This is a genomic window from Winogradskyella sp. SYSU M77433 (assembly GCF_029911945.1).
In the GTDB taxonomy this organism is placed as follows: Bacteria; Bacteroidota; Bacteroidia; order Flavobacteriales; family Flavobacteriaceae; genus Winogradskyella.
In genome coordinates, this window is sequence record NZ_JARYTG010000001.1 from 187334 (window position 1) to 207627 (window position 20294).

General features: G+C 32.7%; 23 protein-coding genes and 1 tRNA gene. 5 read left to right on the forward strand and 19 right to left on the reverse strand.

Going from position 1 to position 20294, the window contains the following annotated elements:
• Positions 1 to 172: 172 nt before the first annotated feature.
• The 6 genes from QGM60_RS00755 to QGM60_RS00780 form a co-directional block, all read right to left on the reverse strand.
• The gene (locus QGM60_RS00755; RefSeq protein ID WP_281138289.1) at positions 173 to 466 is read right to left on the reverse strand and encodes a hypothetical protein; all 294 of its coding nucleotides are present in this window, start codon (positions 464 to 466) and stop codon (positions 173 to 175) included.
• A gap of 11 nt (positions 467 to 477) precedes the next feature.
• Positions 478 to 891 (reverse strand): nuclear transport factor 2 family protein, encoded by a 414-nt coding sequence (locus tag QGM60_RS00760; protein ID WP_281138290.1) that lies wholly within the window; start codon positions 889 to 891, stop codon positions 478 to 480.
• Positions 892 to 968: 77 nt separating this feature from the next.
• The gene (locus QGM60_RS00765) at positions 969 to 1412 is read right to left on the reverse strand and encodes a hypothetical protein (protein ID WP_281138292.1); all 444 of its coding nucleotides are present in this window, start codon (positions 1410 to 1412) and stop codon (positions 969 to 971) included.
• Positions 1413 to 1429: 17 nt separating this feature from the next.
• Positions 1430 to 1978 (reverse strand): carboxymuconolactone decarboxylase family protein, encoded by a 549-nt coding sequence (locus QGM60_RS00770; RefSeq protein WP_281138293.1) that lies wholly within the window; start codon positions 1976 to 1978, stop codon positions 1430 to 1432.
• A 65-nt stretch (positions 1979 to 2043) separates the two neighbouring features.
• Positions 2044 to 2904: a helix-turn-helix transcriptional regulator gene (locus QGM60_RS00775; protein ID WP_281138294.1), complete on the reverse strand. Its 861-nt coding sequence runs from the start codon at positions 2902 to 2904 to the stop codon at positions 2044 to 2046.
• A 171-nt stretch (positions 2905 to 3075) separates the two neighbouring features.
• Positions 3076 to 3149 (reverse strand) — tRNA-Arg (locus QGM60_RS00780).
• An 86-nt stretch (positions 3150 to 3235) separates the two neighbouring features.
• On the opposite strand from QGM60_RS00780, the gene QGM60_RS00785 reads away from it, so the two are divergent.
• Genes QGM60_RS00785 through QGM60_RS00800 form a run of 4 tightly spaced genes read left to right on the forward strand, consistent with a single transcriptional unit; the run spans position 3236 to position 5132 of the window.
• Entirely contained in the window at positions 3236 to 3871 is a 636-nt protein-coding gene (locus tag QGM60_RS00785; RefSeq protein ID WP_281138295.1) for a Crp/Fnr family transcriptional regulator, read from the forward strand.
• A 22-nt stretch (positions 3872 to 3893) separates the two neighbouring features.
• Complete coding sequence (locus QGM60_RS00790; RefSeq protein ID WP_281138296.1) at positions 3894 to 4451, forward strand: YeeE/YedE thiosulfate transporter family protein; 558 nt, start codon at positions 3894 to 3896, stop codon at positions 4449 to 4451.
• Between the two features lies 1 nt (position 4452).
• The gene (locus QGM60_RS00795; protein WP_281138297.1) at positions 4453 to 4869 is read left to right on the forward strand and encodes a DUF6691 family protein; all 417 of its coding nucleotides are present in this window, start codon (positions 4453 to 4455) and stop codon (positions 4867 to 4869) included.
• Positions 4870 to 4925: 56 nt separating this feature from the next.
• Positions 4926 to 5132: a DUF2892 domain-containing protein gene (locus QGM60_RS00800; RefSeq protein WP_281138298.1), complete on the forward strand. Its 207-nt coding sequence runs from the start codon at positions 4926 to 4928 to the stop codon at positions 5130 to 5132.
• A gap of 16 nt (positions 5133 to 5148) precedes the next feature.
• On the opposite strand, the gene QGM60_RS00805 is transcribed toward QGM60_RS00800, so the two are convergent.
• Both QGM60_RS00805 and prmA read right to left on the reverse strand, forming a co-directional pair.
• On the reverse strand, positions 5149 to 5421 hold the full coding sequence (locus QGM60_RS00805) for an ATP-dependent Clp protease adaptor ClpS (RefSeq protein WP_281138300.1): 273 nt from the start codon (positions 5419 to 5421) through the stop codon (positions 5149 to 5151).
• Between the two features lie 37 nt (positions 5422 to 5458).
• The gene (prmA, locus tag QGM60_RS00810; RefSeq protein ID WP_281138301.1) at positions 5459 to 6292 is read right to left on the reverse strand and encodes a 50S ribosomal protein L11 methyltransferase; all 834 of its coding nucleotides are present in this window, start codon (positions 6290 to 6292) and stop codon (positions 5459 to 5461) included.
• Positions 6293 to 6368: 76 nt separating this feature from the next.
• Between prmA and QGM60_RS00815 the strand changes: the two genes are divergently transcribed.
• Positions 6369 to 7571, forward strand: a complete 1203-nt coding sequence (locus QGM60_RS00815; RefSeq protein WP_281138302.1) for a porin — start codon at positions 6369 to 6371, stop codon at positions 7569 to 7571.
• A 5-nt stretch (positions 7572 to 7576) separates the two neighbouring features.
• Here QGM60_RS00815 and QGM60_RS00820 read toward each other — a convergent pair whose 3' ends face one another.
• The 11 genes from QGM60_RS00820 to QGM60_RS00870 form a co-directional block, all read right to left on the reverse strand.
• Positions 7577 to 8212, reverse strand: a complete 636-nt coding sequence (locus tag QGM60_RS00820; RefSeq protein WP_281138304.1) for a response regulator transcription factor — start codon at positions 8210 to 8212, stop codon at positions 7577 to 7579.
• Positions 8202 to 10142: a sensor histidine kinase gene (locus QGM60_RS00825; RefSeq protein ID WP_281138305.1), complete on the reverse strand. Its 1941-nt coding sequence runs from the start codon at positions 10140 to 10142 to the stop codon at positions 8202 to 8204. Before QGM60_RS00825 ends, QGM60_RS00820 begins: the two co-directional genes overlap by 11 nt.
• Before the next feature lie 58 nt (positions 10143 to 10200).
• Positions 10201 to 10665, reverse strand: coding sequence for a hypothetical protein (locus tag QGM60_RS00830; RefSeq protein WP_281138306.1), 465 nt, complete (start codon positions 10663 to 10665; stop codon positions 10201 to 10203).
• Between the two features lie 21 nt (positions 10666 to 10686).
• Positions 10687 to 11865 (reverse strand): T9SS type A sorting domain-containing protein, encoded by a 1179-nt coding sequence (locus tag QGM60_RS00835; RefSeq protein WP_281138307.1) that lies wholly within the window; start codon positions 11863 to 11865, stop codon positions 10687 to 10689.
• Positions 11866 to 11877: 12 nt separating this feature from the next.
• On the reverse strand, positions 11878 to 12957 hold the full coding sequence (locus QGM60_RS00840; RefSeq protein ID WP_281138308.1) for a right-handed parallel beta-helix repeat-containing protein: 1080 nt from the start codon (positions 12955 to 12957) through the stop codon (positions 11878 to 11880).
• Between the two features lie 134 nt (positions 12958 to 13091).
• Positions 13092 to 15536 carry a tail fiber domain-containing protein gene (locus QGM60_RS00845; RefSeq protein WP_281138309.1) on the reverse strand — a complete coding sequence of 815 codons (2445 nt, stop codon included), beginning with the start codon at positions 15534 to 15536 and terminating at the stop codon, positions 13092 to 13094.
• A gap of 139 nt (positions 15537 to 15675) precedes the next feature.
• Positions 15676 to 16425 carry a triose-phosphate isomerase gene (gene tpiA, locus QGM60_RS00850; protein WP_281138310.1) on the reverse strand — a complete coding sequence of 250 codons (750 nt, stop codon included), beginning with the start codon at positions 16423 to 16425 and terminating at the stop codon, positions 15676 to 15678.
• Positions 16426 to 16502: 77 nt separating this feature from the next.
• A complete protein-coding gene (locus QGM60_RS00855) occupies positions 16503 to 17579 on the reverse strand; it encodes an ABC transporter permease (RefSeq protein WP_281138791.1) in 1077 nt (358 codons plus the stop codon).
• Positions 17580 to 17593: 14 nt separating this feature from the next.
• Complete coding sequence (locus QGM60_RS00860; RefSeq protein WP_348634877.1) at positions 17594 to 19177, reverse strand: BT_3928 family protein; 1584 nt, start codon at positions 19175 to 19177, stop codon at positions 17594 to 17596.
• Positions 19178 to 19236: 59 nt separating this feature from the next.
• The gene (locus QGM60_RS00865; RefSeq protein ID WP_281138311.1) at positions 19237 to 19590 is read right to left on the reverse strand and encodes a four helix bundle protein; all 354 of its coding nucleotides are present in this window, start codon (positions 19588 to 19590) and stop codon (positions 19237 to 19239) included.
• Between the two features lie 33 nt (positions 19591 to 19623).
• Positions 19624 to 20166 (reverse strand): DUF1599 domain-containing protein, encoded by a 543-nt coding sequence (locus QGM60_RS00870; protein ID WP_281138314.1) that lies wholly within the window; start codon positions 20164 to 20166, stop codon positions 19624 to 19626.
• Positions 20167 to 20294: the final 128 nt, after the last annotated feature.

A 20294-nucleotide genomic window follows, 5' to 3' on the forward strand; every position in this document is an offset into this window, starting at 1 on the left:
GATTCTTACAAGAATAAATCATAATTATAATATTAGCTGTAAATCCTGTTACATAAACTAGTGATATTGTTTCAGAAGCATTGATACTGGACTTTTCAGAACCAACAATAGCTAAAATTCTGAAAAACCGTTGAGATACCAATCATTAAAATTAAACACTTATAACCTCAACTTACACATGTTCATATAGTTTATCCGTGAATTTTTTGAGTCCTATTTCTGGCATAAACTGATCTGAAATGGTTAAAATCGCATTCAAATTATTTTTTAGATGTTCTATATTTATAGGGTTTGGATTTATTGATGTTTGCAATAAATGAAGTGCCATATCTGCAAGAAGAAGTCGTTGTTTTTCAAGCCAATTATCATCACCTTTAACTGCTTTATTATTTAAATAACTCGTTTCAACAAGTGTATGAAGCTCTTTACTAACGTTTAGAATTACTTGTTTATCTTCGTTTTTCATTCTTAACTATTTTATTTTAAACGTCTGTCGCTTTCTGCTATTGGCAAATCATTGATACTTGCATAACGCTTTTTCATTAAGCCACTAGCATCAAACTCCCAATTTTCATTTCCATAAGCTCTAAACCACTGATTATTCTTGTTTCTATATTCATATTCAAATCGTACAGCAATTCTATTTTCGTTAAATGACCATAATTCTTTTTTCAATTTATAATCGAGTTCATTTGTCCATTTGCCTTGCAGAAACTCAATAACCGCATCACGACCATTTATAAATTGATTTCTATTTCTCCACTCTGTATCTACACTGTATGCGAGTGCTATTTTTTCTGGATTTTTACTATTCCAAGCATCTTCAGCCATTTGAATTTTCTCAATAGCGGTTTCTTTATTAAAAGGTGGTAAAGGATATTTCTTTTCCATTATTATATATTTTATGTTCGTTTTTTAATGAGTAAAAGAGCAGATATTCCACACAAAATACCTGCTCTTATTTATTTTTAAACTGTCTTTACAGCAACACTAGGTTTTGTTTCTAGCTTATGAATAAAGTACCATAACGGAATACCGTAAGCAAAATGTCTTACCATAGTTACAATTGGTATCATAATACCTAGGTTAACACCTGCTATTCCTGCTCCTAAAAGCGGCAACATAAAAAACCAAACTAGCGCCACAGTTTCGGCAGTAACAAATAAAAGTGACCTTAGCCAGTTTGGTCCCCAAAGTGATGGTGCAATACCAGCATAAAGTACTGAAAGTAAAATACCATTAGCATAATGACCTACAAGCCCATAACCTAAACCCAAACCTGTTTTCTCTCCTAAAAGTGAAGGAATATCCCAAAAGTTTCCTGTCATTAACCATCCTACTATATCAAATAGGATGGTTCCTAAAACGCCTGCTATAATGGCTTTTTTCCAATTAATCTTATTAGTGTTCATCGTTTTTTATTTTAAGATTAATTCAATTCAGGCTCTAATTCTGGTGCCAAAGGAAAATCGACAGGAACATTAGTTACGTTATGTAAATAGTTCATCACAACTTTATCTGCGATTAATAAGATTAAGTCTACCAAATGTCCTTTACTATAACCTTGCTCAAAGAAAACTTCAAGTTCTTCACTAACATCCGTTCCTTTAGACACAGTTATAGCTTTTGCTAATTTTGCTAAAGCATCTATTTTTTGATCCCAATCAGATGAAGCAGTTCTTATTTGCAGTATTTGCTCGTCTGTAAATCCGTTCATTTTTCCGATGGCTGTATGAGCTGCCAAACAGTAACTACAGTTGTTTACTTGGCTTACCACTAAGTTTACAACTTCTTTTTCCTTATTACTAAAGGATGTTTTTCCGTTTTGGAATTGTAGGTAATTAGCAAGTGCTGTTTCAGAATATGCCATAGTCGCATACAGATTAGGCACCATACCAATGGCTTTGTTTAAATTGTCAAAAATTGCTTGATTGTTATCAGATACTTCTCCTCTGACAGGAACATTAAATTGATTCATTTTACACTGTTTTTAATTAATAATTAATTTACAGTGCAAAAATGGCTCATATGTGTAAGTGACTGTTAGGCAGGAATTCCTGACTTGTTGGCTATTTTTCCCATAACCATATTTTTGCGGTAAATTGATGGTGAAACCCCTTCAATTTTCTTAAAAAAACGACTGAAAGCTTGTATATCCTCAAATCCAATATCATAAGCTATCTCTTGAATTTGCTTCTCTGAATATTGCAATAATCGCTTAGCTTCAAGACATCTCCTTTGATGAATGAATTGCAAAGGTGTTTTAGAACTGATGTTTGAAAACACGTTTGAAATAGTTTTTGGGGATTTATTCAGCAACTCTGCATAATCCGAAACTGTGTGTTTGGTTTTATAATGTTTTTCTACCAAGAAATTAAACTCACGTACCAAATCTGATTCTGATTGCTCTCTTGGATACTGTGACTGATTTTTAAAGATACGTGTGTTCATAATCAAAAAGCGTTTTAGCATCATTTGAAGCATATCTTTTTTTAGGTCATCAGAAGATTCCATCTCTAAAGTAAACATGCGCCAAAAAATCTCGAACCGTTCTACATCACTAAGTGGAACTTTAATTGATGGTAATGCCGAAGCAGCAAAAAACAGTACACCTTTACATCCTACTTCAATATCATGATCTAAGATGCAATAGAACGGTCGGTTAAACTTTACCAATCGTACTTTTTGAATCTCATGAATTTCTAACTTATGAAATTCGGTTAAAAAAATCATTTCATACTTATTAAAGCACCTGCTCTGCCCATCTATAGTTAATCTATTATTATCTGAAATAAACCATAGAATGGTTAATGAGTTTTCTAATTTTTGTTGAAGTAAATAGGAATTCTTTTCCGTAATTTCTTGTAGTGTTAGAAATTCACCAGATGTCGATTGAAATTGCATAAGCTTAATGGTTGATTGATTAATGTACTATTATATAGTCGATATTTTTTTCAATCCTTAACAGCAGCTATAGCAATGTTTATTTTTAAATCTTTGAATAAATGAGCATTAGTAAAGAGTTTACAAACAAAAAACCCACAGTTTTAGCAACTATGGGTTTAAAAATTTTTGTGACCTCGACAGGATTCAAACCTGTAACCTTCTGAGCCGTAATCAGATGCGCTATTCAGTTGCGCCACGAGGCCGTTTTAAAGTGGGTGCAAATATAATACATTTATTAAAAAACCACCAAACTATTTATTTCAAAATTGGAAATCATTATTTTTGACATATGATAGCAAAAGAAACCTTAGAGCCTTTTAAATATTTATTCGATACTGAAACTATTGACAATATCGCTGATGTTGCTGTTCTTAAAAGTTTCAATAAAAATGATATTATTATTGATATTGGTCAGGAATTAAAATTTATTCCTCTGCTAATAAAAGGAAATATTAAGGTGCTAAGGGAAGACAACACTGGCAATGAACTATTGTTATATGTGCTAGAATCTGGTGATACTTGTGCTATGTCGCTAACCTGCTGTATGGCAAAATCTGTAAGCAAGATTAGGGCTATTGCCGATGACGATGCTACGGTAATTATGATTCCTATTGATAATATGCGACTTTGGTTTCATAATAATGAAAGTTGGAGAAACTTTATTTTAGATAGTTACCAAGTGCGTTTTGATGAAATGCTAGAAACTATAGACACTTTGGCTTTTATGAAAATGGACGAGCGTCTGTTTAAATATCTCAAAGATCACGTAAAGCTGTCTGCTTCTACAACTTTAGAAATTACGCATCAGGAAATCGCTGAAGATCTTCATACTTCTAGAGTTGTGGTTTCCCGAATTTTAAAACAGTTAGAAAACGAAGGAAAAATTGAACTGGGCAGAAACAAGATTTTTGTCCTTGAATTTTAATTTTTATCATTAAAAATTAGCTATGAATTTTATTTTAGAACCTTGGCCATGGTATATAACTGGTCCGTTACTAGCTTTAGTAATGTTTGCGTTACTTTATTTTGGAAGAACATTCGGCATGTCTTCAAACCTTAGAACACTATGTGCTATTGGTGGTGCCGGAAAAAAAGTACCTTTCTTTAAATTTGATTGGAGAAGTCAACGTTGGAACCTTATCATGGTTTTAGGCGCTATAACTGGTGGTTTTATTGCTCACTTCTTATTATCGAATCCTATAGACATGCATCTTAATCCTGAAACGGTAAACGAATTAAAAACTTTAGGTTTTGAAAATGCTGGAAAATCACTTCTACCTGAAGAATTGTTTGCTTGGGACAATGTATTTTCTATTAAAGGCTTACTTATTTTAATTGCTGGTGGTTTTATGGTTGGATTTGGTACGCGCTATGCTGGTGGTTGTACTTCAGGCCATGCCATTACAGGCCTTAGTAGTTTGCAATTACCTTCACTAATTGCTGTTATTGGCTTTTTTGTAGGAGGTTTAATCATGATTCACTTCATCTATCCAATATTATTTTAAGATGGGAAAGTATATTAAATTCTTTGTTGTAGGTATTGTTTTCGGAATTGTTTTAGTAAAATCCGAAGCTGTTTCTTGGTATCGTATTTATGAGATGTTTAAGTTTCAATCCTTTCATATGTATGGGATAATTGGCTCTGCTGTAGTAACTGGTATTCTTCTTATTTTACTTTCTAAACGGTTAAAACTAAAAACAATTGAAGGTAGCCAATTACGTGTACCCTTAAAAGATAAAGGCTTTACTAGGTATATTATTGGTGGTTCTATTTTTGGATTAGGCTGGGCACTTTGTGGTGCTTGCCCTGGACCTATGTATATCTTAATTGGTACAGGAGCTTTCTCTATACTTATTGTTATTGCAGCCGCTTTACTGGGCACCTATGTATATGGTTTACTGAAAGATAAGTTACCACATTAAAATTTTAGCCTATATTTTTATTATCTTTAGTATTAGTAAGATTAAAAACTAATATCATGAAGAAAAATATGGGAAGCTTAGACAAAGGTATTAGAGTAGTATTAGCTATAACCGTAGCTTTACTCTATTATTTTAATGTCATTGAAGGAACTTTAGCTTATGTATTAATGGCTTTCGCCATCATCTTTTTATTGACAAGTTTTATAAGTTTTTGTCCACTTTACACCGTTTTAGGTATAAATACTTGCAAGATTAAAAAATAAGATAACGAATAATATCTTAAACGATTTCAGCACTTAAACCTGCTTGAAGTAATTTTGAACAACGTGGTTTTAAATCATCGTAAGCACCTGTTTTAACTGTACATTTTCCTTTATAATGTACTATGATAGAACACTGTTCAGCTTGTTCTGGAGTATGATCACAGGCATAAATAAGTGTATCAATGACATGGTCAAAAGTGTTGACATCATCATTGAATAGCACAATTTCATTTTGTTTTAAAACCTCTTCTTCTAGTAGTAATTCTTCTGAATATTTTTCTTTTGTCATAACGTAAATGAATTTGAGGATAACTTAATTCACCACACTAATTTATAAATTTTAGCGATACCCACTGACCTCTTTCTATAATTTCATTCAATTTTAACATGTGTTTTTCACATTCTGCCTCAATCATAGGTATGTCTTCTTTGTAAAATCCACTTAAAAACAACATCCCATTAGCATTCAAGCATTTAGCATAAGATGCCATATCTGCAAGTAGAATATTTCTATTGATATTAGCTATAATAGTGTCGTAATGTCTACCTTCTAGCAAAGTTGCATCACCTTCATAAACTGAAATGTTTTTGCAATCGTTTCGTTCTACATTTTCCAAACTATTTAGATAGCACCAGTTATCAATATCTATAGCGTCTATTTTTGTAGCCCCAACTTTTTCTGCTAAAATTGCCAAAACACCTGTACCACACCCCATATCTAAAACCGATTTACCTTCAAAATCATTTTTTAGAATATGTTGAATCATCATATGTGTTGTTTCATGATGACCTGTTCCAAAACTCATTTTAGGCTCTATAACCAAATCGAACTTTGTACTTGGCTTTTCGTGAAATGGTGCTCTTACAGTTACCAAACCATCAACTTCAATGGGATTAAAGTTCTTTTCCCATTCTTCATTCCAGTTGGTTTGTTCAATTTCATTGAAGTTATATGTGATTTTAAACTCAGTTGATTTTAAAATCTGTATGTCTTCAAGAATAAAAGCATCCCATTCATCTTTTTTTATGTACGCTGTTACTCCTTCTTCATTTTCTACAAAACTTTCAAAACCAGCATAACCCAATTCTGCAATGAGAATTTCAGTTGCTGGTTGAACCGGTTCTACAACAAAATCGTAGCTAATATATATTTCAGACATGTTAAACTATTTATTATTGCAAAAATAGTAATCATTACCCGAGTTGTATTATTTTTGCCTCCCAAAATACTCTTTTATGCTGAAGTATATTTATGCTATTTTGCTAATTTCACTCTCATTTTCTATTCATTCTCAAGAAAACAACGATATAAAACTTTCTGCTCTACCTTATTATAGCTACGGAAAAGGGCTAGGTATTACTTCACCTGATAGTATTTTCAAATTGAATATTAGGTTTAGAATGCAAAATCGATTCACCTATTTAAACAATAGTGATACCGAAGATGGCTACGAGGCAATGATAAGACGACTGCGTTTACGTTTTGATGGCTATGTTGGTGATCCTAGTATTATTTATGTGATTCAATTATCGTTTTCTCCAAATGATGTGGGAGCTATTGAGGATGGCGATAACTTAAATATTATTAGAGATGCCATTGTATTTTACAGACCAAATGAGCATTGGAATATTGGTTTTGGACAAACAAAATTACCTGGTAACCGACAACGTATAAATTCTTCTGGAGCATTACAACTTACAGACCGCTCTATAAACAACGCTCGATTTAATATTGATAGGGATTTTGGACTACAAGTGTATTACTTAAACGAATTAGAAAACAAGTTTTCTTATAATGTTAAAACAGCTATAAGTACTGGTGAAGGAAGAAACTGGACTAAAGAACCCGATAATGGGCTAGCCGTCACAGGACGTTTAGAACTTTTTCCTTTTGGTGCTTTTAAAAGTAATGGTACGTTGTTTGAAGGAGATCTTAAACGAGAAGAAACACCTAAATTGATGCTTTCTGGTGTATATCACTTTAATAATAATGCTAGAAGAACTCGTGGTACCATTGGTGATGATTTATATGAACAACGAGATTTACAATCCGTACTTTTAGATGCTGTATTGAAATATAATGGTTGGGCTTTTCAAACGGCATATATGAATAGAACAACAGACAATCCTATTACCATAAATCCTGAGGATGCCTCAGATTCTAGGTACGTTTTTGTTGGTCATGGTTTTGATACGCAATTGAGTTATATTTTTGAAAGCAATTATGAAATTATTGGACGCTTCTCTTATCAAGAACCTCACAAAAAAATTGAAACGCTTACACCACAAACTAATCAGTATAGCTTAGGCGTAACCAAATATATTTGGGAGCATTCTCTAAAACTACAGGCTGAAGTAACCAATAGTGAATTTAATTATTTTGATTCAAGTACTTCTAACGATTGGTATTTACGATTTCAGATTGAAATAGGTATCTAAATGTGTTATAGTAATTGTCTTTCCATAGCTATTTTAATCATTCCAACACTATTTTTTGCACCAAGTTTGCTCATAATGTTCATGCGATGTGTTTCAACGGTTTTAGGACTAATAAATAGCTTTTCTGAAATTTGTTGCGTAGTCAGTTCTTCAGAAATTGCAATAAGAACTTCGCGCTCTCGTCTGGTAAGTTTTATGTTTAAACCGTTATCAAAAGGTTTGGATTTGGTTTGATTCAGTAATCGTTCATTTATACTTTTTTGAATATATAATTCGCCAGACAATACCGTTTTTAGTGCCGTTACCAGCTCTAACTTATCAGCGTTTTTTAATAAATAGCCATGAATGCCATTTTTGAACATACGCTTCACAAATGACATATCATCAAAATTAGTCAAGGTTATTATCTTTAAACCCTTATGAGTTTTCAGTAGTTGCTTGCTTAAATCTATCCCGTTAATATCTGGTAAATTTATATCTAGAAGCAATACATCTGGATGATCGTTCTTTAAACCTTCAATAGTTTCTTTGGCATTGGTATAGGTTGCAATAACTTTGATTTCTGCAGTATTATTCAACATGGTTTCAATACCACGAAGTACCATTTCATGATCGTCTGTTATAGCAATATTAGTTGTCATTCATATTGTTTAAGTCAATATCTATGGTATACGATGTGCCCTGAGCATTAGAAATTACATCTAAATTCGCATTGAGGTAATCTACTCTAGACTGTATATTACTTAACCCAATACCTTGCGAATCTACGTTATTCTTATCAAAACCTTTACCATCATCTTCTACTGTAATCTGAACAAGATTGTCTCTATGACTTATCTGAACATTTATCTCACTTGCTTCTGCATGCTTTAGAGCATTAGTGATTAATTCTTGAATAATTCTAAATGCATTAACCTCAGCTTTTTTCGTTAAACTAATGTCGTCTCCAAGATGTTGAAACGTTATTTGCTCTTTACTTACTGCATCTAAATTAGCACAATAATTTTCTGTTGCTTCAATGAGATTAAAATTCTCTAAAGATGGTGGTACTAAATTATGGGAAATAGCTCTCACTTGCTCACAAGAACTATCAATCATTGCTATTGCTTCGTTAATGACATTATTATTCATCTCTAACAACGTTGAAAGTTTGTGCTTAATGGCAGATAAATCTCCGTTGACGCCATCATGCAATTCCTTAGCAATACGTAAACGCTCCTTCTCTTCTCCTTCGATTAAAGATTCTAAAGATTTGATTTGATATTCTCTTTTAAGGGTTATTAACTCTTGATTTTTTCGTTTTTGTTTTTGCCTAAACACTATCCAAGACGCTATGGCAATTAATAGTAATAACACTACCAAACCTGAAACATAGAGAAAGCGTCTATCCTTTTTCTGAATTTCAATTTCTTGCTCTTGTAAGGTTATTTGTTGCTGCAGAATAGATTTGTCTTTTTTCTCAGTTTCAAATTGAATTTGAAGTGCATTAATGTTCTTCAGATTGTTTTCATTGAAAATACTATCCTTATAAATAGTGTAAGCCTTGTAATGTTCTAGTGCTTTTTTAGGTTGATTAGTAGCATTATAAATCCTGTAGGCTTGTTGATGTGCAGTCTGATATTCTTTTACTGATGGTATATCATTCTCAAATGCCTCCTTGATTAGTGCTTCACTTTTTTGATAATTCCCCAAATTGAAATGCACCACACTCAACTGGGTTAATGTTTCAGCAATGTCCGCTTCGTAATTATGCTCTCTTTGAATTTTTAAGGCATTAGTTAAATAACTTAGAGCTTCGTTATACTTCCCATTTTCAATGTAAACATGACCTATATTGTTACCTACTTTAGCAGTTCCCCAATTATTCCCAATTTCTTTATCCAGATCCAAAGCTATCTTAAAATATTCTAAAGCTTCATCTGATTTTTCTTGCTCGGCATAGACTGCACCAATGCTATTATAAACATTAGCCAGGTTACCTTTGTCGTTCATTTTTTGATGCAAAGCGATTGCTTGTTCATAATTTTCAATAGCCTTATCGTACTTCTTTAAATTTTTATAGACAATACCAATACTATTGAGGGTAAAGCCGATACTAGCAGAATCCTTGATGGCTTCGTAAAGCCTTAAAGTTTTGTGATACTCCTTTAAACTTGATTCGTAATCGGTTTGCAAACTATAAATCACACCTTTTTGATAAGCACTGTTGGCTATCTTAAACGTGTCACGTTGTTCTTTGGCATAATCTATATAAAAATCAATAAAACGGTGGGCTTCCGGATAATTTCCAATGACACGATTGTAGACTGCATATTTATAATTTGAAATCGCTACACCGTCCATATCTTTAAGCTTAGAATAAACAACCATTGAAGTATCTAAATGTTCTTTTGCTGTTGACACATCAGAATTAAGATACATCCAAGCCAATCTGGAATGTGCAAGTGCTACTCTAGAACTGTCTTTGGACTCTTGAGTAACATTAAGCAAACTATCCATGAGTATTTGGCGTTGCTGACTATAAATAGCCATGGTAAAAACCAGAAATAGATAAGTGAATAGCGATTTCAAATTGATAGAATTACTTTTTGAAATTAGGTATTTTATTTTTCTTACAAAAATTAAGTTTTTAGCCATCTGTACCTCCAGAAGGTTCTGAATATTCGCAAGTCACATTTCTAGTAACTGTAGAACTATTACCTAAAATATCTTCAAACTTAAATTCTAAAGTATAGTTGCCTGGTTGAATTGTCCTGAAAGATGTATAAATATCTATAATTGAAATTCCGTTTTGTGTTGAAGAGGTTTCCTCATAATATTTAACTTGCATTCCAGAATCATTATAGACAGTAACAGAACCCATGTCTATTTTAGAGTCATCAGTAGCATCAGCTGTTATAACGATATAATCTGGAAAATCTACGCCTCCATCGGTATAAAACACAGCATTTGCTGAAGGAGTATTGATGGTAATTACTGGTCCAGCATTATCCGCATCTTCACCTTCTCTTGGTGCATCTTCCTCACATCTCATACTCATTAACGAAAAACTTAAGGCTATAGTTAGGGCTAAAAAGAATTTTGATTTTTTCATAATTGATTTGATTTAGTTTTTTTAAAGTTTGATTAGTTTTTTTGAGATGCTTCCTGTTTGGGTAGTTAAGTACAATAGGTATGTGCCAGAATTAAGCGCACTCAAGTCTACTTTAGAGTTTAGTGGTAGTTTTTCCAATACAACTCTTCCGTTAGTATCTATAATTTTTAAATCTTTGATGTCTTGATTGTTCGTTTCCAGATACAGCATATCTTTAACTGGATTTGGATAGAATTTGAATTGATTTGCTATTTCATCCTCAATTGACAAAGACGTTAAGGTCTCTGAAATTGAGTACAAACTCCAAACTCCATCAGTATTCAATACTCTTAGGTACAAATAATGATCTCCCTCTGGTAAATCTGTTGGTACCTGTACCGTGAAATCTTGATCAAGGTTTTCAACATCTCCAAAATCTATTGAAGTAGCGTTACCAAAGCCTGGATCTATATCAAAAAAATATTCTGCTGCTGTTATAAGCGCTGTATTGTTCTGATAAACATGTAACAACTTTTTCTCATACAAACTCCACATACCTTCAGCATTTAAGACTCTAACATAGATTTTATGAAAACCATCCGCCAAACTATGAGTTAAAGCTAGGTTTTGATTAATTTCAGTTCCTGAAATACTTAAAGTCGTTCCGTTGCCAAAACCTGGATCTGTACCAATAAAATATTCCGCCGAAACTATGGTTGACGCATTAACTTGAGAAGGGTTTACATAGAACAGGTTTTGATCGTAAAGACTCCAGTTTCCATTAGAATTTAGAACTCTTATATAAAATTTATGTGTTCCTTCAGGAAGTCCTGTTGTTGGTATTGTATAGTTCTGATTTATGCTTTCTCCAGTCAAAGCTAATGCTGTTCCATTTCCTATTCCTGGATCTGTATCTACAAAATATTCTGCCGATGTAATATTTGCAGTATTTTCTTGAACAGGGTTAATGTAAAACACTTTGTTTGCATATAAGCTCCAATTACCATCTGTACCTAAAGTTCTCACATAGAGTTTATGAATACCTTCTGATAAACTAGTGGTTGGTATTGTGAAGTCCGAATCAATCACTTCACCAGACATACTAATAGAGGTTCCATTGCCTACACCAGGATCTGTATCTATAAAATATTCGGCTTCAACAATTTGTGAATACCCAGAAACACAAAAAAAGAACATCAATATATTAAGCAACCTTTTCATACGATTCATATTTTAATCTGTAAAGTTTGCGTTAGCTTTCACATTCACATCCAATGTTTCACCTGCACTTATAATATTATTATAGATAACAAAATCTGTGAGGTATGGTAATTCAGTTGGATAACCTCTTAAGCTAAAAGGAAAGTTACCATTAAAGACACCCAAATCATTACCATCAGTACCAGCACCTTCGGCAGGAGAACCTGATTGAATTTCAAAATCGTTAGATGTACTATTTAATGATGTATTTTGATTGAAAGCTGTAAATTGAGGATCGGTATCATCAATATTATTGGTTCCAGACAATGGATCAAATGTTGCATTATAACTATAGGTTAGGTTGTTTTGAAAGTCTAAACCTGAATTAGTACCCAAATTCATATTAGTAACACTATTTCCAGTAAATAGAAAGATATTATTACTTACAAGTGCTCCTGAACAATTATGAAACATTCTAATTGATTGGGTTGAGTCTCCATTCTGACGAGTTAACACAACATTATTATTAAAGGTTGATGATACATTGAACCTATTAAAAAGAGAATATGTTGAGACTGTATTATACTGCTCTATTATATTATTAGAAATTATCCAATTTTGAGAATTGTAAATATCTATGGCATTATTGCTATTATGTTGAATATAATTTCCAGAAATGATAGTATTATTTGCTCTTACCGTAGTACTATTTCCTAAAATTCGATATATCTTGTTGTTGGTAATAACAACATTATGATTATTGTAAGTGGTATTATCTAAATAAATTCCATTAATATTTAAACCAGAAATTTTAGAACCCGAAGCATCAGCATATCTAAATAAAATATTGCTAACAGTTGCCACAAGACCATTATTAAGTTCAGGATTATGCCCTAATCCATAAATGGTTAGAGTTTTAGTCATTTGAATATCTCCGTATCCATTGGGAGATGGCTGAATATAAATAATATCACCAGCCGAAGCATCATTTATAGCAGCTTGTACACTGGTGTAAGCAGCAGCTGAACCTTCATTATTGTCTACGGTATAGACGGTTTGAGCAGAAACAATTGCAGAAATGAGAAGTGCAATTAAAAGACTAATTTTTTTCATGATTACAGTTTTTTATAGTTGATTTTCACTATTGCAATGTAAAACCACTAACTATCATTTACTTAAGGGCATTCCTTGAATTACAAAAATTAAGGGAATACCCTTATAGACCTAAACACTTAATAACAAAGCTTTTAATCTATTTTATAATTCTCTTTAAGCAGAGCTTTTATAGCTTCTATTTCCTCCCTTAGACTCTTTAATTCTTGATTTTGAGTTTCAATAATCTCTTGCTGTTCTTGCATCGCTTTTACTAAAGGCACAACAAACTCCGCATACCTCAAAGCATAAGTGCCGTTTTCATCATAAGGTTTTACTACACCATGAAAATCAAAACCAACCGCTTGTGCTGCTTGTTCTACTTCTTGCGCAATAAAACCAGTTTGAATCTCTTGAATCTTTAATTTTTCTGCTTCTCTAATACGCAAACTATCTGGTGTGTTCTCAAAACGAGCAATGGCATCCATATCGTAATTATAACTTACAGGACGCAATTTTTTTATAAACTCTAAACCAACAATATTTTCTTGAATGTTTGTTTTCAGCCTCCTATCTGAAAAATTAGACCAGTTGGCATAACCACCTATTACGGAAACACTAGAGTTACCTAAACGCACTTGATTTGGCGAGTTTGGTGCAGCACCATTACCCAAAGCAGTTGTGTTATAAAATGTAGCACCTGCTGCTCCTGCGGATGTACCTAAAGCAGTATTAGAATAACCCGTTGTGACAAGGTTAAGTGAATTATAACCGATAGCAACATTATTATTACCTGTAGTATTGTTCTGTAATGCATGATAACCCACAGCAACATTTTGATCTCCAGAACTATTATCTAACAATGAGCGATACCCAATTGAGGTATTATAGTCTCCTGATGTATTTGAAGATAAAGCTTGGTTACCAACACTTGTATTACCATCGCCATTAGAATTACTATCTAATGCTATATAACCAACTGCTGTATTATAATTACCATTGTTTGTTTCTAAAGCCTCAAAACCAACAGCAGTATTTTGATTTCCTATCGTTGCTGTCATTAAACTTCTATTACCAATAGCTACATTATAATCACCATTAGTGTTATTTGTTAAACTTAAATACCCAAAAGCTGAATTATTATTACCATTGTTATTGTCTTGCATAGATTGGTATCCGATTGCTATATTTCTGTTATCTGTCAAATCATCATTTGCTCCTGCATCAACACCTAAAAAAATTGAAGAGCCATTATTTGTACCATCGTTATCTGATTTACCATCGGCTAAATCGTTAATTCGCTCTACTGCATTAGAAGAATTCATAAGATTAACCCATGTTGTCGCTGAATTATTCCAGTAATAAAATGAGTTATCAGAGGTTAAAAACACTAACATCCCGTTTTGATTAATTCCTGGGTTTGTTGCAGGAAATACATCAATTCTAGGAATTAAAATTCCGTCTGTGTTTGTTGGTGTTGCTTGGTTTATAGCTTCTATATCTAATCTGGCATCTGGTGCAGTGTCATTCATTCCTACTCTTCCATCTTTTAGCCATGTCATACGTATACCTTCATTACCAGCAAAGGTTCTTGACCATAAATACAATTTATCTGGTGAACCATCGTATTGAAATTCGAAACCATAGTCACCGCTCCCTCCTCTTTCAAATAATTTTAAAGACGATTGATAGCCAAAAGGGGTCACAACAGTTGCGCTTGCGTTTGTCGTTTTTTCAACTTCAAAATCACCATTTATTCTTAAAAAATCAGTATCAAATTCACCATAAATCAAAGGGCTAGAACTTGTTGAATTTTCTATATATAAACGATTATCATTTGTCTCATAACGGCCAGAATTTGCCCCTATAAAAACTCCTCCTATCATTGTATTAGAAGAATAAGAACCAGCTTGATAACCTACAAACACATTATTATTTCCGTTATTAAAAAAACCTGCATAATAACCCAATGCTACATTTTGATAACCATCCGTATTATGAAACATAGCAGATCTTCCAATAGCTGTATTACTATAACCACTTAAATTACTATACATTGACGTAGCTCCAAGTGCTGAATTTGTCGAACCAGTAGAATTGCTAAATAATGATCTATGACCCACAGCTACATTACGCAATCCTGAAGTATTTGCCTTTAATGCCTCAAAGCCTAATCCAATATTTCCATTATCCGTTCCATCATCATTAGCACCAGCATCAACACCTAAGAAAATTGACGAACCATCGTTTGTACCATCGTCATCAGATTTTCCGTCTAACAAATCATCAATTTTCTCAATTGTTGTTCCCGCAAAAGAAACCCAAGAGGTTGTGTTATTATCCCAATAATAAAAACCTTTGGTGACACTTCCATTTCCTGTGACATAAACCAACATTCCATCTTGGATTGCTGTAGGATTTATAGAAGGGTATTCATCAATTTTGGGAATTAATAAACCGTCAGTGTTATTTGGAGAACTGGGATTAGAGGTACTTATGTCTAAAAGTGCATTCGGATTGGTAGTATTAACGCCAACTTGTGCTGAAATTAGAACTGGCAAAAGAAAAAAGAAATGCCATATCTTGATTCGGTATTTCATTAGAGGATTATGATTGTTAATGACAATCACAATTTAAAATCCTCTAATTTTAAAAAGTTAAGGGCATTCCTTGAATTCAAAAAATTCAGGGAATACCCTTAAGTATAATTCCTGCTTGTTTAGGAATGACAATTAGTTTTTAAAATGCATTTACTATAGCAAAGAAATCCTCTGCCTTTAAAGAAGCACCACCAATTAGTCCACCATCTACATCTTGTTTTGAAAAGATTTCTTTAGCATTATTTGGCTTTACACTTCCACCGTAAAGAATTGAAACTTCGTCTGCAACGTCGTTACCATACTTATCAGCTAATGTTTTTCTTATAAAAGCATGCATATCTTGAGCTTGCTCTGGAGAAGCAGTTTCTCCTGTTCCTATAGCCCAAACTGGTTCATAAGCTAAAACAATGGATTTAAAAGCATCGGCTCCTAAATGAAACAAAGCATTTTTAATTTGACTTTCAACAACTGCTTCTTCATTACCAGATTTGCGATCTGCTAACTCCTCACCAAAACAAAAAATCACTCTCATATCATTTTCTAAAGCAGCATTAACCTTTTTAGCTAAAGATTCATCCGTTTCATTAAAATATGCTCTACGCTCACTGTGGCCTAAGATTACAGTTTTAATCCCAATACTCTTAAGCATACTAGCACTCACTTCACCTGTATAAGCTCCATTTTCTGCAAAATGCATGTTTTGAGCAATAACTTCAATACCTTCTTGCCTTAAGGATTCAAAAGCTTGCCATAGGTTCGTAAACGTTGGTGCAATCATAACTTCTGCATCTGAAGTTTGATTTTGCTTTATTAAATCTGATATTAACATTTCGGTTTCTGGTAAATCGTTATTCATTTTCCAGTTACCTGCAACAATATTTTTTCTCATAGTCTAAGTTGATTTATCAATATGAACAAAAATAACATAAATAAGGCGAAAATCACTTGATATTTATCAGTATAGCTTTAGGATAACTTTACTCTTGGATCTAACCAAGCGTAAGCAATATCTACCAATATATTTATGGTTATAAAGACGATAGCTATAACTAAAACTGCTCCCATAATTACAGGCAAGTCTAGAGTATTTAAAGCATTTACGATTTCTTTGCCTAAACCATTCCATCCAAAAATATACTCCACAAAAACGGCACCAGCTAACATGGAAGCAAACCAACCTGAGATGGCTGTCACCACTGGATTTAATGCATTTTTAACTGCATGGTTTTTAATCACCTGAAACTCACTCAATCCTTTGGCTCTAGCTGTTCTTATATAATCTTGATTTAAAACTTCTAATAAAGAGTTTCTCATCAACTGAATAACAACAGCCAAAGGGCGAATACCAAGAACTATTGCTGGAAGAATTAAATTCTTCCATTTGATTTGCATTTGCTCACCAAAATCATCAAGTTCATATAAACTTCCTGTCATTTCTAAATTGGTGTATTTATGTAATACAAAACCAAATAACCATGCAAAAAGAATAGCGCTAAAAAATGATGGTACACTCATACCAAACGTACTGAGAACCTGAATAGTTTTATCGACCCAAGTATCTTTATATAAAGCCGAAATGATTCCAAAAACAATACCCAAACTTATAGCTATTATAATTGCAGAAACCGCTAGAACAAACGTATTAGGAATGGTTTCTCCTATAACTGCTGTTACTTTTTTCCCTTGTTTTGTAAAAGACTCTCTTAAATAAGGTGCTTTAATCACAATATCAGTATTAGCAATGCTAAACAGTTGTTGGGCCGTATACTTATTTTCGCTTAAAAACGTATAATCTTCTTGATTTTTTGAATGAAAAGAAATTGGTGATAAATCATTAAGATAGTATAAGTATTGTGTTCCCAAAGGCTTATCAAAACCATATTTGTGTTTTACAGCTTCTACTTGTTCTGCTGTTTGATTTTGACCCAACATCATTTTTGCAGGATCGCCTGGTAAAATTGTAAAAAGGAAGAAAATAACAGTAACGACACCCAATAAGGTGATGAACGCGTAAAACAGTTTATTTAAAAGATATCTTATCAGGTCTATATTATTTATTATTCACAATTATACTCAACTGAATAATACTTGATTGGATTTTTTTCAGCAAATTCCTTTCCTTTTATGGATTTGCAGAATTTATCAGTATCAGCTTTTATTATAAGTTTTAAATTTTCAATAAAACCTTCTGCGTATTCACCATCTGCAAAACTCGCCAATTGAATACTTGGCATGTAAAAATTATCATCTTTTTCTGAAACAACTTTTTCAAAAATCCATTGTGTAGTTTCATAAAAAAAGTCTGTTTTTCCCAGCTTATGATCTGGTCCTGTTGTCATATAAAACAAGTGAAATTCATCATGGTTATGAGGTACTAATTTCACCAATATTGAATCAGGTATTTTTAAAGTATTCAAATAATATTCAGATGCCATGTACATGCTCTTTTCATACTCTGTTTCGTATAAAGCCAAATCGTCGAATGTTGGTTCCATTTTCTCTTCTGGTTTACTAATATTTTCATTTATCGAAACAATTTCTTCTCCTTCTAATTCTATATCCTCAATATCATTCCAATGTGCTTTATTCATAACAGTTCCTTTGTTAAGAATTACAATTCCTGGGTTGGCACGAACGATGGTTTTTATCACCTTTTCATCACATAAATAAAAATCGAAATTCAAGTTATGTCCTTGCTTAAATCTAACTTTGTCTTCAGCACCAGAAGACGTTAAACCTATAACTTTATAACCTTTTTCAATGGCTTGATCTGTAAATGATTTTAGCTTTGCAACTCCTTCGCTTTCACCTGTATTTATATTATACATCGCAACGATAAGTAGTTTATCTTCGTCTAAAAATTGTGAGGTTAAATCTTCATCTTCAGACTCAATAGAAAAGTCTTGGATTGGTGGAATGTAACCTTCATCAATAATTTTTGTTTCTACACTTACATATTCACCATCTACTTGCGGATAGCTTCCGTTAGTTACAAATTCCTTTTCTTCACCATTCACGTTAAAAGTCCAAGTATATTCAGTTACCCGTTTGGCAGCATCTTCAGGAATATCCATTTGTTTCTGCAGGTTTTTCCCTATGGCGTAAGCTCTAAAATCTATAGCTGGTAAGTGCATTAACACATGGTAACCAAACCAAAGCGAAACCAAAAAGCTTAAAAGCGCTAAAACCGTTGTTGGCAACTTACCAAAAATTGGTTTTATGTGTTTAATTCCGAAGAAAAGGATAAGAATGAACACAAGAAGGATAACATCTTTAGTAAAGCTTTCCCAAGGTGTCAGTTTTAGTGCGTCACCAAAACAACCGCAATCCTTTACTTTATCAAAATATGCTGAATAAAAGGTTAAAAACGTGAAAAACACAATCATTAGTAATAAGCTCCAAACCGTGAATTTAGGCTTGTAGCCTATTAATAAAAATACACCAAGCACAACTTCAAAAACAACAACAAAAACTGAAAGTCCAAGCGCATAAGGAATTAAAAATTCTATATTAAGAACGTCAGCTCCAAAATATTCTTGAAGTTTATATGAAAACCCTAATGGATCGTTCAGTTTGATAAACCCTGAGATTATAAATAATACTCCAACGAAAATTCTGCTTATTTGTGTTATGTATTTCATATAAAAATTCAAAAAAACAAACACTAAATTCCAAAAAAATGGAATTAAACATTTGATTTTTAACTTAATTTATTAATTATTGATGATAATATTTTTCTCAACTCTCCAGCCTCTTCTATTAAATTTTGTATTCTTTCTTGATATTGTTCATTCAAAGCTTTTAAAAGCTTCAACCAATATTCACTTTCCTTAGCTTCCTTTCTAGAAATTTTTAAACGAAACTTTAAGTCTTTATCCCCTAACTTCTCATTCCCTTCAATATAATTTGCTCCAACTGAACCTGAAGATCTAATTAACTGCTTACCATCCTCATTATTTGATATTGTATTTTTCAAATCTCTAACTAAAAACCTACAATCTCTAGCAAACAAAAATGTTCTAACTTCTAAATCATATGTTTTGTTTTTTGGCAATTCTATTGGAATTTAGTTTTTGGAATTTGTTTATTAATTTGATTCTCCAAGATGAATCATTGCAAAAACCGCATAATTAATCATATCCTGATAATTAGCATCTATACCTTCACTAACAATAGTTTTACCTGCATTATCTTCAATCTGCTTAACGCGCAATAACTTTTGAAGGATTAAATCCGTTAATGAACTCACACGCATATCTCTCCAAGCTTCACCATAATCATGGTTTTTATCGAGCATTAACTGTTTTGTTATCGCAATTTTCTCATCATAAAGTTGAGTCGCTTCGGCAGTTTCCATGTCTGGTTGCTCTACAACTCCTTTTTCTAACTGAATCAGCGCCATTATGCAGTAGTTAATAATACCTATAAATTCACTGACTTCACCTTCATCAACTTTTCGCACATCATTCTCTTGTAATCCTCTTATACGTTGCGCTTTTATAAAAATCTGATCCGTTAGTGATGGTAGCCTTAAAATACGCCAAGCACTTCCATAGTCGCTCATTTTATTTACAAAAAGCGTTCGGCACTTATCGATAACAGCATCGTACTGTTTTGAGGTATCTTGCATTAAATTCCGTTTAAATTTGCGTAAATTTCGCTTATTTAGTTTAAAGTTCAAAGTTCTGTATTCAATGTTTTGAAAAGCACTTAAAAGTTTATGAATATGTTAACTTTGAATTTTAAATTTCAATCCAA

Bases quoted from the DNA above. Each gene is read 5' to 3' on its own strand.
- QGM60_RS00805 (WP_281138300.1), bottom strand. From the start codon at position 5,421: ATGACAAAAGAAAAATATTCAGAAGAATTACTACTAGAAGAAGAGGTT.
- QGM60_RS00835 (WP_281138307.1), bottom strand. From the start codon at position 11,865: ATGAAAAGGTTGCTTAATATATTGATGTTCTTTTTTTGTGTTTCTGGG.
- prmA (WP_281138301.1), bottom strand. From the start codon at position 6,292: ATGTCTGAAATATATATTAGCTACGATTTTGTTGTAGAACCGGTTCAA.
- QGM60_RS00845 (WP_281138309.1), bottom strand. From the start codon at position 15,536: ATGAAATACCGAATCAAGATATGGCATTTCTTTTTTCTTTTGCCAGTT.
- QGM60_RS00815 (WP_281138302.1), top strand. From the start codon at position 6,369: ATGCTGAAGTATATTTATGCTATTTTGCTAATTTCACTCTCATTTTCT.
- QGM60_RS00790 (WP_281138296.1), top strand. From the start codon at position 3,894: ATGAATTTTATTTTAGAACCTTGGCCATGGTATATAACTGGTCCGTTA.
- QGM60_RS00840 (WP_281138308.1), bottom strand. From the start codon at position 12,957: ATGAAAAAAATTAGTCTTTTAATTGCACTTCTCATTTCTGCAATTGTT.
- QGM60_RS00755 (WP_281138289.1), bottom strand. From the start codon at position 466: ATGAAAAACGAAGATAAACAAGTAATTCTAAACGTTAGTAAAGAGCTT.
- QGM60_RS00830 (WP_281138306.1), bottom strand. From the start codon at position 10,665: ATGAAAAAATCAAAATTCTTTTTAGCCCTAACTATAGCCTTAAGTTTT.
- QGM60_RS00795 (WP_281138297.1), top strand. From the start codon at position 4,453: ATGGGAAAGTATATTAAATTCTTTGTTGTAGGTATTGTTTTCGGAATT.
- tpiA (WP_281138310.1), bottom strand. From the start codon at position 16,425: ATGAGAAAAAATATTGTTGCAGGTAACTGGAAAATGAATAACGATTTA.
- QGM60_RS00770 (WP_281138293.1), bottom strand. From the start codon at position 1,978: ATGAATCAATTTAATGTTCCTGTCAGAGGAGAAGTATCTGATAACAAT.
- QGM60_RS00860 (WP_348634877.1), bottom strand. From the start codon at position 19,177: ATGAAATACATAACACAAATAAGCAGAATTTTCGTTGGAGTATTATTT.
- QGM60_RS00760 (WP_281138290.1), bottom strand. From the start codon at position 891: ATGGAAAAGAAATATCCTTTACCACCTTTTAATAAAGAAACCGCTATT.
- QGM60_RS00870 (WP_281138314.1), bottom strand. From the start codon at position 20,166: ATGCAAGATACCTCAAAACAGTACGATGCTGTTATCGATAAGTGCCGA.
- QGM60_RS00800 (WP_281138298.1), top strand. From the start codon at position 4,926: ATGAAGAAAAATATGGGAAGCTTAGACAAAGGTATTAGAGTAGTATTA.
- QGM60_RS00775 (WP_281138294.1), bottom strand. From the start codon at position 2,904: ATGCAATTTCAATCGACATCTGGTGAATTTCTAACACTACAAGAAATT.
- QGM60_RS00785 (WP_281138295.1), top strand. From the start codon at position 3,236: ATGATAGCAAAAGAAACCTTAGAGCCTTTTAAATATTTATTCGATACT.
- QGM60_RS00765 (WP_281138292.1), bottom strand. From the start codon at position 1,412: ATGAACACTAATAAGATTAATTGGAAAAAAGCCATTATAGCAGGCGTT.
- QGM60_RS00820 (WP_281138304.1), bottom strand. From the start codon at position 8,212: ATGACAACTAATATTGCTATAACAGACGATCATGAAATGGTACTTCGT.